General features: G+C 68.2%; 13 protein-coding genes. 8 read left to right on the top strand and 5 right to left on the bottom strand.

Annotated features, from left to right (window positions below; genetic code table 11):
- The first annotated feature begins 22 nt into the window (after positions 1 to 22).
- Positions 23 to 667, top strand: a complete 645-nt coding sequence (locus ACQGNJ_RS12710; protein WP_426689608.1) for a DUF2238 domain-containing protein — start codon at positions 23 to 25, stop codon at positions 665 to 667.
- A gap of 31 nt (positions 668 to 698) precedes the next feature.
- Here ACQGNJ_RS12710 and ACQGNJ_RS12705 read toward each other — a convergent pair whose 3' ends face one another.
- The 3 genes from ACQGNJ_RS12705 to ACQGNJ_RS12695 form a co-directional block, all read right to left on the bottom strand.
- Entirely contained in the window at positions 699 to 1,547 is an 849-nt protein-coding gene (locus tag ACQGNJ_RS12705; protein ID WP_426689607.1) for a universal stress protein, read from the bottom strand.
- Between the two features lie 23 nt (positions 1,548 to 1,570).
- Positions 1,571 to 2,143, bottom strand: a complete 573-nt coding sequence (locus tag ACQGNJ_RS12700; protein WP_426689606.1) for a GNAT family N-acetyltransferase — start codon at positions 2,141 to 2,143, stop codon at positions 1,571 to 1,573.
- 148 nt (positions 2,144 to 2,291) lie between these two features.
- The gene (locus tag ACQGNJ_RS12695; RefSeq protein ID WP_426689605.1) at positions 2,292 to 3,053 is read right to left on the bottom strand and encodes a cyclic nucleotide-binding domain-containing protein; all 762 of its coding nucleotides are present in this window, start codon (positions 3,051 to 3,053) and stop codon (positions 2,292 to 2,294) included.
- Between the two features lie 251 nt (positions 3,054 to 3,304).
- Between ACQGNJ_RS12695 and ACQGNJ_RS12690 the strand changes: the two genes are divergently transcribed.
- On the top strand, positions 3,305 to 3,865 hold the full coding sequence (locus tag ACQGNJ_RS12690) for a cytochrome b (protein WP_426689604.1): 561 nt from the start codon (positions 3,305 to 3,307) through the stop codon (positions 3,863 to 3,865).
- On the opposite strand, the gene ACQGNJ_RS12685 is transcribed toward ACQGNJ_RS12690, so the two are convergent.
- Positions 3,852 to 5,243 carry an MBL fold metallo-hydrolase RNA specificity domain-containing protein gene (locus ACQGNJ_RS12685; protein ID WP_426689603.1) on the bottom strand — a complete coding sequence of 464 codons (1,392 nt, stop codon included), beginning with the start codon at positions 5,241 to 5,243 and terminating at the stop codon, positions 3,852 to 3,854. The two genes, ACQGNJ_RS12690 and ACQGNJ_RS12685, sit on opposite strands and share 14 nt — an antisense overlap.
- 182 nt (positions 5,244 to 5,425) lie before the next feature.
- On the opposite strand from ACQGNJ_RS12685, the gene ACQGNJ_RS12680 reads away from it, so the two are divergent.
- The 6 genes from ACQGNJ_RS12680 (at position 5,426) to ACQGNJ_RS12655 (ending at position 10,361) form a co-directional block, all read left to right on the top strand.
- Positions 5,426 to 6,835, top strand: coding sequence for a GGDEF domain-containing protein (locus ACQGNJ_RS12680; RefSeq protein ID WP_426689602.1), 1,410 nt, complete (start codon positions 5,426 to 5,428; stop codon positions 6,833 to 6,835).
- A gap of 98 nt (positions 6,836 to 6,933) precedes the next feature.
- Complete coding sequence (locus ACQGNJ_RS12675; protein ID WP_426689601.1) at positions 6,934 to 7,206, top strand: PepSY domain-containing protein; 273 nt, start codon at positions 6,934 to 6,936, stop codon at positions 7,204 to 7,206.
- 26 nt (positions 7,207 to 7,232) lie between these two features.
- Positions 7,233 to 7,784 (top strand): cytochrome b/b6 domain-containing protein, encoded by a 552-nt coding sequence (locus ACQGNJ_RS12670; protein ID WP_426689600.1) that lies wholly within the window; start codon positions 7,233 to 7,235, stop codon positions 7,782 to 7,784.
- 49 nt (positions 7,785 to 7,833) lie between these two features.
- Positions 7,834 to 8,508, top strand: a complete 675-nt coding sequence (locus tag ACQGNJ_RS12665; protein ID WP_426689599.1) for a winged helix-turn-helix domain-containing protein — start codon at positions 7,834 to 7,836, stop codon at positions 8,506 to 8,508.
- Positions 8,505 to 9,884: an ATP-binding protein gene (locus tag ACQGNJ_RS12660; protein ID WP_426689598.1), complete on the top strand. Its 1,380-nt coding sequence runs from the start codon at positions 8,505 to 8,507 to the stop codon at positions 9,882 to 9,884. The genes ACQGNJ_RS12665 and ACQGNJ_RS12660 overlap by 4 nt, the downstream gene beginning before the upstream one ends.
- Positions 9,885 to 9,920: 36 nt before the next feature.
- Positions 9,921 to 10,361, top strand: coding sequence for an OsmC family protein (locus tag ACQGNJ_RS12655; protein ID WP_426689597.1), 441 nt, complete (start codon positions 9,921 to 9,923; stop codon positions 10,359 to 10,361).
- 11 nt (positions 10,362 to 10,372) lie between these two features.
- Here ACQGNJ_RS12655 and ACQGNJ_RS12650 read toward each other — a convergent pair whose 3' ends face one another.
- The gene (locus ACQGNJ_RS12650; protein WP_426689596.1) at positions 10,373 to 12,901 is read right to left on the bottom strand and encodes a cation-translocating P-type ATPase; all 2,529 of its coding nucleotides are present in this window, start codon (positions 12,899 to 12,901) and stop codon (positions 10,373 to 10,375) included.
- Positions 12,902 to 12,923 lie beyond the last annotated feature (22 nt).

Genomic DNA, 12,923 nt, shown 5'->3' with positions numbered 1-12,923 from the left:
GCTGACGGAACCACAGGCAGGCATGAACGATCGACCCAGGCTGGAGGGAACCCGATTCCTGCTGCTGTTGCTGGCGGTATTCCTGCTCGCGGCGGTGGCCCTCGGCATCTCGCCGCGGTACCGCCAGGACTGGTTGATGGAGAACGTGCTGGTGCTGCTGGCTCTGCCGTTGCTGGTGCTGGGGTTCCGCCGGCTGCGTTTTTCCGATGCCAGCTATGCGGCGCTGTTCGCGTTCCTGCTGCTGCACGAGATCGGCGCGCACTACACCTACTCGGAAGTGCCGTGGGAGCGGTGGCTTTCCGCGCTGTGCGGCTGCTCTGTGAATGCGGCGCTGGGCCTCGCACGCAATCCTTTCGACCGCGCGATCCATTTCGCGTACGGCTTGCTGGTGACCCCGGCGGTGGTGGAGCTGGTGGCCGCACGCGCACCGTCACCCGGCGTCTGGCGCTGGATTGTGCCGGTCAGCCTGATGACCGCCAGCTCGGCGCTGTACGAGTTGTTCGAATGGGCCGCCGCGGTGTGCTTCGGCGGTGATCTCGGCGTGGCCTACCTGGGCACCCAGGGCGATCCATGGGATGCGCAGCAGGACATGCTGCTCGCCCTGCTGGGCAGCCTGGTCGCCGTCGTGGTGCTTGCCTGCATGGCTCGGTGTCGCGCTCGCCGCTGAGGCCGCCGTGGTCGACCGCGACCTGTACGGCTCAATGCTGCATCAGCACCGGGATCGTTGCTTCTTCAAGCACGCGCCGGGTGGCGCCGCCGAACACGCGCTCGCGCATGCGCGAGCGGCCATAGGCACCCATCACCAGCAGGTCGGCGTCGATGTTCGCCACCTCCTGCAGCAGGATTTCGCCGGCCATCGCGGAGGATGATCGGACATAGCTTGGCCTGGGCGCGATGCCGTGGCGCAGCAGGTAGACGAACGGGTCGAAGCGCGGACGATCCTCATCGCCGTCGCGCACGTCGCCGTCGACCAGGCTCACCTGGCTCGCCGCCTTGAGGAAAGGCAGCGCGGAGTGGATCGCGCGGATCGCCTCGAGGCTGCCGTTGCAGCCGATCACGATGCGCTCGAAGCGCAGCTCCCGGTTCCAGCGTGGCGGCAGGATCAGGCAGGGCATGCCACAGGCCAGGATCGCTTCACCCAGGATATCGAGCAGGCCGGACGTCTGCACGATGTCGCGCTCGATCACCGCCAGATCGTGCCGCGCGCCGAGCCAGCGCAAGCTCTGCGCGATGCCGGAGCGGGCGATGATCCAGTCGGCGTTGTGCACGCCGGCTTGGCGCGCGAACGAGCCGAAGGCCGCATGCTCTTCGGCGAACTCCACCTGTCGATCGAGCAGCATGCCCAGCACGGTGGGCTCGCTGCCCGCTTCGCTGCCGACGGGTTTGCGCAAGGCAGGGTCGATGTAGCAGCCGGTCAGGTTGGCGTTCCAGCGCGCGGCGATGGCGATCCCGGCCGTGGCGGCGGGACTCCATGGGCTGGTGGACGTCACCAGCGCGAGGATGTCGCCCGGGCGTGTCACCTGCGGGGTCGTGTCGGTGTTGGTCATGGCGTGGCCCGGGTGCGGCGCATTCAGAGGGTGAGGGAGTGGATGACCTGGGTACCGTCGTCCGGGTCCATCCGGCGCTGGAAGCCAAGGTATCCGGCCAGTTCGCGCATCGGTTCGTTGTCGGCGGCGTCGATCGAGAACATGCTGCGGAACCCGTTCTTGCGCGCGATAACGATCAGGTGCTTCATCAGCAGCACGGCGAGGCCGCGGTGGCGCCAGTCGTCGGCCACGGTGATGGCGCATTCGCAGCGCTTGTCGTCGCCGCTGGCGCTGTAGCGGCTGATGCCGACTTCGCGCAATTCGCCGTTGTCGTGGGCGAGCGCCACGAAGGCGACCCGGTCATGGCCGTCGACGTCCATCAGCTGGTCGAGCAGGGCAGGACTGGCTTCCTTCACGTTGCCGAGGAAGCGGAAACGGCTGGACTGGTCAGACAGGCGGTTGATGAGATCCATCTCGCGCTGGCGATCCTCCGGGCGCAGCGGGCGCACCAGCACCGGGCTGCCGTCGTTCAGGGTCTCGATCCAGTGCGTTCCCTCGATGGCGCCGAAGGGGGCGGTAGGCGTGCTGTGCTGATCGGAATGCTGGGTAGTGGACATGGTCGGTTCCCGGTGGCGGATGAATCGGGTTCGATTCCCATGCCGCAACAGGCGTGCGTCGCGACATGGCTCCTTGCGAGGTACCGTTGTACGCCGGCCGGCCACGGCTCGACTTGACCCTGGTCAACCTGGAATGAACGCGGAAGCCTCAGCCGGCTCGGTACAATTTCGATGCTGACGAACCGCTGTTGCAGAGTTCGGCAAGCAGGTCCTGGCGACGGATGCGCACGGATTTGCGGTTGACCTCCAGCACGCCCATCTCCTCCATGCGCGAAAACAGCCGGCTTACCGTCTCGACTACCAGGCCGAGATAGTTGGCGATGTCGTAGCGCGACATCGACAGGTTGAGCGCGCTGCCGTCGCGCTGCAGGCGCAGGTAGCGGTCGGACAGGCTGCGCAGGAAGATGGCCAGTTGCTCCTGTGCCTGCTGCCTGCCCATCATCATCAGGTGCCGGTGTTCCTCCACCACTTCCCGGCTGATCACCCGCATCAATTGCTGATGCAGCGCAGGCACCTCGCTGGCAATCTGCTGCAAGCCGGCGTAGGGCAGTTCGCAGACGCTGGAACGTTCCAGCGCCTCGGCCTGGCTGACATGCCGGCTTGATGCCAGTGCATCGAAGCCGATGATTTCCCCGGGCAGGTGAAACGCGAGTATCTGCACGTCGCCCGACTCGTTCTGCACGAAGGTCTTCAGCGACCCGGAACGCACGACGTAGAGCGCGTCGAACCTGTCGTCGTCGCGATACAGCACGGCACCGCGATCAAGCATGCGCTTGTTTTTCACCGTGGCATCCAGCCGTTCCAGGTCGTCGATTCCGATGCCGGCAGGCAGGCACAGCTCGTGCAGCGCGCAGGAGCCGCAACTGCGACGCAGCTGGTTCAAGTCGATGACGGTGACGGCGGGTTCCATGAACGCCTCTCGCTTGCGGAATCCGCCGCTTCTGGCGCTTCCTGCCCGAGAAACCTAGCACACCCCTGCTGCGGCGCAGCGACGGGAGGGTCGGGCGCGACGAAACGACGCAAGTGGCTGCGTCATCCATCGGACCTGAACTTGACCAGGCGCAAGTGGCAGCGCAGGCGCTGGGCGCACGCTGTCACCGTCCGAGCCACTGATGCGGCCCGCGCGCCACCGATGTGCAACGTGGATCGCCGAGGAATGCCATGAACTGGAAGAACACCACCGAGCGTTACGGATCGCTGTCGATCGGCATGCACTGGCTGATGCTGCTGTTGCTGGTCGCCGTGTATGCCTGCATCGAATTGCGCGGCTTCTATCCGCGCGGCAGCGACTTGCGCGAGGGGTTGAAGACCTGGCACTTCATGCTTGGCCTTGGCGTATTCGCCCTGGTGCTGGTGCGGGTGGCGATCCGCTTCGCGGCCGGGCCGACGCCGCCGGTCCGGCCGGCGCCGCCGGTGTGGCAGGAGCGCCTGGCCGGGCTGATGCATCTGGCGCTGTACGCCTTCCTGATCGCGATGCCGCTGCTGGGCTGGCTCACCCTCAGTGCGGCGGGCAAGCCGATCCCGTTCTTCGGCCTGTCATTGCCGGTGCTGGTGGGGGCGGACAAGGCACTCGCCGATTCGCTGAAGGAAATCCACGAGACCATCGGCACGGTCGGCTACTATCTGGTCGGCCTGCACGCAGTGGCCGCGCTGTTCCATCACTACGGCATGCGCGACAACACCCTCCGCCGCATCCTGCCGGGGTGGTTCAGTCGATCTTGATCGGCTCGTGCAGGCCGGGCAACTGGCAGGCAACGCCGCGCGCGGCCAGTACCTCCTGCATCGCCCGCATGCCGCGGTCGTATTCGCCGTGCACCAGGAACACCCTGCGTCGCGACGCTTCGCCCAGCCAGGCCAGCAGCGACGGCTGATCCGCGTGGGCGGAGAAACCGTTGATCGTCCACACCTGCGCGTGTACCGGAATCTCCTCGTTGAACACGCGCACGCTGGCGGCGCCGTCGATGATCCGCCGCGCCAGCGTGCCCTCGGCGGCGTAGCCGACGAATACCACGCTGCTGCGTTCGCGCCACAGGTTGTGCTTGAGGTGATGGCGGACCCGCCCGCCGTTGCACATGCCCGAGCCGGCCAGGATGATCGCGCCGCCGTCGACATTGTTGATCGCCATCGACTCGGACGTTTCGCGGGTGAAGTGCAGGCCGGGCATCGCGAACGGGTCGCCCTGCTGCAGTTCGTCCAGGAAGCCGTCGTCGAAGCATTCCGGATGGCGGCGGAAGATCTCGGTGGCGGAGATCGCCATCGGCGAGTCGAGGAATATCCGCACGTGCTGCGGGATCGCGCCACCCGCGATGCCGCGATGCAGGTAGTAGAGGATTTCCTGGGTACGCTCCAGCGCGAAGGTGGGGATCACCACGTTGCCGCGACGCATCACGGTCTCGCGGATGGCCCGGTACATCTCGTCCACCGAATCGGGCACCGAGCGGTGCGGACGGTCGCCGTAGGTGCTTTCCATCACCACATAGTCGGCGTCGGCGGCCGGCACCGGGTCGCGCAGCAGCGGCCGGCCCGGATTGCCGAGGTCGCCGGAGAACAGCATGCGACGGCGCCGTTGGCCGTCGTCCAGTTCGAGCAGGATCGAGGCCGAGCCCAGGATGTGGCCGGCGTCGAGGAAGTGCGCGGTGATGCCCTCGACGACCGGCACGGGTTCGCCGTAGCTGACGTCCGGGCCGAAGAAATCCAGCGCGTGCAGCGCGTCGTCCAGCGTGTACAGCGGCGGCGCCAGCGCCTCGCCGCGGCGGTTGCTGCGCTGTGCGCGGCGCGCCTCCTCCTCCTGCAGGCCGGCGGCATCCAGCATCACCACCCGGGCCAGCTCGCGGGTGGCGGCGGTGGTGAGGATGCGACCGCGGAAACCCCGGCGCACCAGCAGCGGAATCCTTCCGCAATGGTCGAGGTGGGCATGGGTGAGCAGCAGTACGTCGATGCCGGCCGGGTCGAAGCCGAACGGTTCGGCGTTGGCCCGTTCCACTTCGTCGCTGCCCTGGAACAAGCCGCAATCGATCAGCACGCGACGATCGTTGCAGCTGACGAGGTGGCAGGAGCCGGTGACCTGCTTGGCGGCGCCGTGGCAGCTGTAGATGATCATGCTCTTCTCGCCGGTGGGTGGTCGTCAGGGTTCACGCAAGACTATGGCGGGGGTGGTCGACGGCCGGATTGATCGGGATCAACTTGGCCTGCCGGTCGACTGTGCCATGGTGCGCATTGTGCCGTCGGTACTGCCGCACCATCGGCCACGACGGACTTCGCGGCCGATGTTTGGGCATTGCCATGATCACGGTGCCATTCCATCACGATCTGCGCGTCGTGCAGGGGTTCACGCGATTCTCGCGGATCGTCGCGTTGCTGACGTGCGCGCTTGCCCTGACCGTACTGGCGGGCTGGTGGTGGGGCCGGCCACTGCTGACCACGATGTGGCCGGGGGAGCCGGCGATGACGGCGAACGCAGCGATCGCCTTCGTGCTGACCGGCGTTTCGCTGCTGCTCAGCCAGGGCGCCGGACCACGGCGGGCGTGCTACGGCCGTTGGCTGTCGCTGGCCGTGCTGGCGATCGGTGCGGCAACGCTGGTCGAGTACCTCTGGCACACGGATCTGGGCATCGACGATCTGTTCGGTGGCGATCCGGCGGTCGGGTCCGGTGCGCCGTCCGGCCGCATGGCCGAGCCGGTTGCGGTGGCGTTTGCGCTGCTCGGTGGCGTGGGCCTGTTGTTGCCGGTGCGCCGTTTGCTCTACCTGCGCGAGGGGTTTGCGCTGAGCTTGCTGGCAGTTGCGCTGAGCAGCCTGGCCTCGTACGGCTTCGAGCTGGCCGGCAGCAAAGGCCTGCCGTTCGGCAGGGTTCCGATCCACACCAATGTGCTTCTGCTGCTGACAACTCTCGCCTGGCTGGCCGCCACACCCACCCTCGGACTGACCCGGGTCGCCACCGCAGACACGCTGGGCGGCACGCTGGCGCGCCGCCTGCTGCTGCCGACGTTGCTGCTGCCGATAGCCCTGGCCTTCGTGTTCGAGCTGCTGAAGTCGTGGCTGGGCCTGCCCGAAGCCCTGGCCTTCGTGTTCATGGCGCTGCTCAGTGGTGGCGCGGTGGCAGGGCTGGTGTGGTGGGTGGCGAACCTGATCGACAAGCTGGAGCGCCAGCGTCGCGAGAGCGAGTTGCTGCGCTGCGATGCCGGTACCGACATGCTGACCGGACTGGCCAACCGGCGAGCATTCGACGGGGCGCTGGCCGGCCTGCTGCACGGCCAGCGCGAGCACGACGCGATGTTCTCGTTGCTGATGCTCGATCTGGACCATTTCAAGAACTACAACGACGAGTTCGGCCACGTCGCCGGCGACCAGGTGTTGCGCGTCACCGGCCATCTGCTCGGCGCCGCGGCGCGCCCGTCGGACACTGCCGCGCGCTACGGCGGAGAGGAATTCGTCCTGCTGTTGCCGGATACCGACGAGGCCGGCGCCAGCGAAGTGGCGGCGCGCATCCTCGACGCTTTCCGCGGCCACGCATGGCCGCAGCGCGCGGTGACGATCAGCATCGGCGTGGCCCAGTCCGTCCGCGGCGAGGACGCCCGGGATTTGCTCCGGCGTGCCGACGTTGCGCTGTATGAAGCCAAGCACGCCGGGCGCGACAGGGTGGTGACGGCAACCGCGGTTGCGTCGCCGGAGAAGGTCCCACGCTCGGCAACCTGACGCGCGCTTCGGACTGGCCGGCAGACGCTTAAGACCCACATAAGCCCTCCCGGTTGCAATGCCACCCAAGGCAATCATGCCGAAACCGGAGGCACATCATGAAACGCATCGTCATCGCACCCCTGTTCCTCGTCGCCGCGGCACTGTCGGCATCCGCCTTCGCCGCACCGCAATGCACCAGCGCACCCCGCGCGCAGTGGCTGACCGAAGCGGCGATGAAGCAGAAGGTCCTCGACCAGGGCTACGCCATCAAGGTGTTCCAGGTCAGCGGCAACTGCTACGAGATCTACGGCAAGGACAAGGCCGGCAACAAGGTGGAGATCTACTTCGACCCCACCGACGGTCGCATCGTCAAGCGGAAGGGCGGCTGATCATCCACGGACGCGAGGACAAGCCCATGAATGCCATGGTCAAGGTGTGGGACCCGCTGGTACGCGTGTTTCACTGGTCGCTGGCGGGCTTGTTCCTCGCCAATTTCTTCACCGAGGACGGCGAGCTGGTCCACCGCGGGATCGGCTACGTCGTGCTGGCCTTGCTCGCCGTGCGGTTCGTGTGGGGCTGGGTCGGCACGCGATACGCGCGCTTCGGCGACTGGGTGCCCGGCCCGCGCCGCGTGCGCGATTACCTGCGCGCACGCCTGGCGGCCCGTTCGCAACGGCAGCTGGGGCACAATCCGGGCGCGGCGGTGATGATCCTGGCCCTGCTCGCCGGCGTGCTGTTGGTGGGGGTCACCGGCTGGCTGCAGACGACGGACGCGTTCTTTGGTGCCGGCTGGCTGGAGGATCTGCACGAAGTGCTGGCCTATGCCGTGCTGGCCCTGGTCGGCGTGCACGTGCTGGCGGCGGTGGGCGAAAGCATCCATTACGGCGAGAACCTGATTGCCGCGATGATCCACGGCCGCAAGCGTGCACTGGGGCATGACGTCGCAGATGACGAAAAGGCGGGATGAATTGCGTCAGGTCAAGTGGGCGGGCGGGACGCTGCACAAGAATGACATCATGCGCATCCTGCTGGCCGAAGACGATCATGCACTGGGGCAGGCGCTGGCCGATGGCCTGCGCCAGCTCGGCTATGCGGTGGACTGGATCACCGACGGCAGTCAGGCCGCCGCCGCGCTGGCCGACACCTGCTATGCCGCCGCGGTGCTTGACTGGAACCTGCCGCGCAGCAACGGGCCGGCCATCATCGCCGGCATGCGCCGGCGCCGCGACGCCACCCCGGTGTTGCTGCTGACCGCCCGCGACGAGCTCGCCGACCGGGTCGCCGGGCTGGATGCCGGCGCCGACGACTACGTGGTCAAGCCGGTGCACCTGGACGAACTGGCCGCCCGCCTGCGCGCGCTGTTGCGTCGGGCCGATGGCCAGATCGAGCCGGCGATCCGCGTGGGTGAGCTCGAAGTCACCCCGGCCGCCCGCGCCGCCACGCTGGAGGGTGCCGCGCTGGAGCTGACCGCGCGCGAGTACCAGCTGCTGGAAACCCTGGTGCGCCATCCCGGGCGTGCCTACTCGCGCGAGCAGCTGGAAGAAGCCCTGTACGGCTGGGATCAGGAAGTGGCCAGCAACGCGGTGGAAGTGCACATCCATCACCTGCGCCACAAGCTCGGCCCGGGCTGGATCCGCACCTTGCGCGGCATCGGCTACGCGATCAACCGGCCCGGCGGGCCGGCCGCATGATCCGCCCCTCGCTCAACCGGCGGCTGGTGCTGCGGCTGGTGGCCGGCATCGTGCTGGTGTGGTGCGCTGCCGGTGGCTGGCTGGCCTGGCGCAGCCTGCACGAGGTCGACGAGATCTTCGACCAGATGCTGGTGCGCACCGCTGCCAGCGTGTTCGCGGTGATGCCTGACACGGCGGCACGCGTCGGTGCGGTGCACCTGCCGGACAAGAAGCTGATCGGCTCGGACGCCACCGCCCAGCGACCGGCCATCGTGCTGCGCGATGCCCGCGGCGAGCTGCTGATCGAAAGCACCGAGCTGCCGGTGCTGCGTTTCGATCCGGGCGACGCGCACTTCCATTCGGTCACCCACCAAGGACGGCGCTGGCGGGTCTTCCAGCGCTGGGACGCGCGGCAACAGTACTGGATCCAGGTCGGCGCGCCGCTGGACGAGCGCGACGAGTTGATGCGCAAACTGCTGGCGCCCGCACTGCTGGCTCTGCTGGCGCTGCTGGTGCTGGTGCCGCCGACGGTGTTCGCCGGCTTGCGCAGCGGGCTGAAACCGCTGCGCAAGCTGACCCGCAGCCTGTCCGCCGGCGCCAGCCCGATGGCCGCCTCGCTCACCGACGAACGCGTGCCGGTCGAGCTGGCACCGTTCACCGAGGCGATCGATCGGCTGGTCGACCGCCTCAAGCTGAGTCTGGAACACGAGCGTCGCTTCACCGCCGATGCTGCCCACGAACTGCGCCATCCGCTGGCGGCACTGCGGCTGGAGCTGGACCTGGCCGGGCGCGGCGACGATGCGGCCACTACGGCGTTGCACCTGCAGCGATCGCAGGAGGCGCTCGACCGCATGCAGCGACTGGTGGCCCAGTTGCTGCTGCTGGCGCGCGTCGAGAAACTGGCCGAACTGGACGATGCCGGCCCGTTGCGTCTGGCGAGCGTGGCGGAAGCTGCCCTGCGCGACGCCAGCGAGCGCGCGGCGGGCCGCTCCATCGAGTTGTCGCTGGATCACGACGGCAACGACTTCGTGCAGGGCAGCCGCAGCCTGCTCGGCATCCTGGTGCAGAACCTGCTGGACAACGCCTTGCGCCACGCGCCCGACCACGGCCAGGTGAATGTACGCGTCGGTGGTCACGACGAGCGGGTGACCCTGGAGGTGAATGACAATGGTGCCGGCTTCGCGTCGACCGATACCGCGCGGCTGGGCGAACGCTTCCATCGCCCCGAAGGCAGCGTGGGCGAGGGCAGCGGGCTGGGCCTGTCGATCGCCCAGGCGATCACCAGCCTGCACCACGGCCAGCTCGCCTTCGGCCGTTCCGCGCTGGGCGGTGCGCGGGTCAGTCTGAGCCTTCCACGCGTCGCCGGCGCCGCACCGCACGTACCCGGATATGTCTGAGCAACCGAGTCCCCAAAGCTGCCCACAGAGAACGTCATGATCCAGACCCAGACCCAGAGTGAAGCCCCCCGCAAGCTGACCTTCCAGGTCTCCGCCCGTCGGACCAATGCCCACGGCAGCGTTGCCCACTGCAAGGACGCCGAACTGCTGCTGGACACCGACCGGGTCGGCCGCAGCGATGCCTTCAACCCTGCCGAACTGCTGCTGGCCGCGTTGTCGGCGTGCATCATCAAGGGCATCGAGCGGGTCACGCCGATCCTCGATTTCCAGCTGCGCGGCGTGGAGGTTCACGTGCAGGGCGTGCGCCAGAACGTGCCGCCGCAGATGGAGTCGATCGACTACGAAATCGTCGTGGACAGTGAGGAAAGCGAACAGCGCCTTGCCCTGTTGCATGAAAACGTGCGCAAGTACGGCACGGTGTTCAACACGTTGGGATCGGGCACGCGGTTGTCGGGTGTGTTGCGCCGTGCGCCGTAGCCCTGGCGCCGTCAACCGGCCTGCCGCTTCCGCCTGCCGCTTTCCGCACGCCGCAGGAGTTCCAGCCACGCCATCGCAACAAGCAGCATGCCGGCGGCGGCAAGCAGGATGAACATGCCCGGCATCGCCAGGCCCATCACGTGCCGGAAGAACGGTACTCCCACCACGACGACCAGCATGAGTGCCACGCCGCCGAACATCCGCGACAGCCAGGGGTTTTTCGCCGGGGTGCGTGCCAGTGCGGGGCGGGACAGGTCGCGGTTGGCCAGGGTCAGCAGGAACAGTCCGGTCACCAGCGCGATGAATACGGCGCTGCGGCTTTGTACAGTGTCGAAACCCCGTCCGAGCAACAGGCCGTAGCCGGGCAGCAGGATCATGGCGAAGCCGAGTCCCTGGATCACCGCGTAGCGCAGGTTGGCGGCGGCGAACGGGGAGTCCGAGGTGGCGCGTGGCGGTCGTTGCATGATGTCGGCAGCGGCGGGCTCGGCCTCGAACACCACCGAGCAGGCGGGGTCGATCAGCAGTTCCAGCAGCACGATGTGCACGGGCATCAGCAGTACCGGCCAGTGCAGCAGGGTCGGCACCAGCGCCAGCGCGATGATCGGCATGTGCACGGCGAACACGAACCGGGTGGCCTTGGTGATGTTGTCGTAGATGCGCCGGCCCTGGCGGATCGCGCGGACGATGCTGGCGAAGCTGTCGTCCAGCAGCACCAGCGCGGCCGCCTCGCGTGCCACGTCGGTGCCGCGCTCGCCCATCGCGATGCCGACGTCGGCGGCCTTCAGCGCAGGCGCGTCGTTGACGCCATCGCCGGTCATAGCCACCACCGCGCCGTCCGCGCGCAGCAGCTGCACCAGCTGCAACTTCTGCTCGGGCTTGAGTCGCGCGCACAGGTCGACGTGGCGCAGGCGTTCGCGCAGTGCGTCGTCGTCCAGTGTGGCCATTTCCGCGCCGGTGATCACTTCGGCGCGTTCGCTCAGGCCAACCTGACAGGCGATCGCGCGCGCGGTGGCCGGGTGGTCGCCGGTCAGCATGATGATGCGCACGCCAGCGGCGCGGCATTCGGCGATCGCCGCGGGCACCTCCGGGCGCGGCGGATCGACGAAGCCGACCAGGCCAAGAAAGCGGAAGTCGAAGTCGTGCTGGCTGCGTGGCCACGCCACGCCCTGCCATTCGCCGCGCGCCACGCCGAGCACGCGCAGGCCGCGCTCGGCCATTGCTTCGACCTGGCGCAGGATCGCCGCGGCGCCGGCGGCGGGCAGATGGCACAGGTCGATCACCGCTTCCGGCGCGCCCTTGGTCGCCAGCAGGTGCGCATCGCGCGCGTCGCCGCGGAACACGCGGGTCATCGCCAGGATGTCCGGCGACAGGGCGTATTCGAATTCCGGCGACCATTCGGCGTGGACGTGTTCGGTGTCGGTGAGCCAGTGCAGCCCGAACTGCTGGATCGCTTTCTCCATCGGATCGAACGGATCCAGCGGCGTGGCCAGCATGGCGAACTCGACCAGCGCGTGGAACGGTTCGGGCAGCTCGGTCGAGTCTTCGTCGTGCGAGCTGTCGTCAACCAGGCGCAGCTCGGCGAGCTGCATGCGGTTCTGCGTCAGCGTGCCGGTCTTGTCGACGGCCAGCACCGAGATCGCGCCCAGCGCCTCCACCGCCGGTACGCGCCGGGTCAGCACCTTGTGTTTGGAGATCCGCCACGCGCCCAGCGCCAGGAACACGGTGAGGATCACCGGGATCTCTTCCGGAAGGATCGCCATGGTCAGCGCGATGCCGGCCAGCACGCTTTGCAGCAGGCCGTGCCCGTCCCACAGCCAGCCGAGCAGGGCGTATGCCGTGGCCAGCAGAAGACCGCCGATGGTGAGATTGCGGATCAGCCGGCGCGAAGCCTGCTGCAGGCCGGAGACCGGCTCGACGGTATCGGCCAGCGCCTGGCCGATGCGCCCGACGGCGGTGGCGCTGGCGATGGCAGATACCTCGGCCATGCCCACGCCTTTGGTCACCACGGTGCTGGCGAACAACTCGCCGGTGTCGCTGCCGGGCAGCTTGGTGACCGGCACCGCCTCGCCGGTCAGCAGTGATTCGTTGACATCCAGATGGCCGTCCAGCAGGCGCGCATCGGCGGCGACGCGGTCGCCCTCGTGCAGTACCAGCAGGTCGCCGACCACCACCTCGCGACCGGGAACGCGGATTTCCCGGCCGCCGCGAAGCACCAGCGCGCGCGGCGCGGACAGCTCGCGCAGCGATTCCAGCGCCCGCTGGGTCTTGCGCTCCTGCGCCAGCGTGATGCCGATGACCACGAACACGAACGACAGCAGGAACGCCGCCTCGGCGCGGTCGCCGAGCGCCAGGTACAGGCCGCCGGCGACCAGCAGCATCAGAAACATCGGCTCGGTCAGCACGCCGCCGACGATCGCCATCAGACTCTTGGGCGTGCTGCCCGGCAGCAGGTTCGGGCCATGTTCGGTCAGTCGCCGCGCGGCGTCGGCCGGATCAAGCCCGGGGCGGCTGGCCGGTTGCGGTGATCCTGCTTCACTCATGCCGCACTCCGACAGCCACTCG

The sequence above is a fragment of the Rhodanobacter ginsengiterrae genome, assembly GCF_050026815.1.
Taxonomy (GTDB): domain Bacteria; phylum Pseudomonadota; class Gammaproteobacteria; order Xanthomonadales; family Rhodanobacteraceae; genus Rhodanobacter; species Rhodanobacter ginsengiterrae.
Note: the sequence above shows the minus strand (reverse complement) of the source record. Positions and strands in the feature narration are given on the sequence as shown.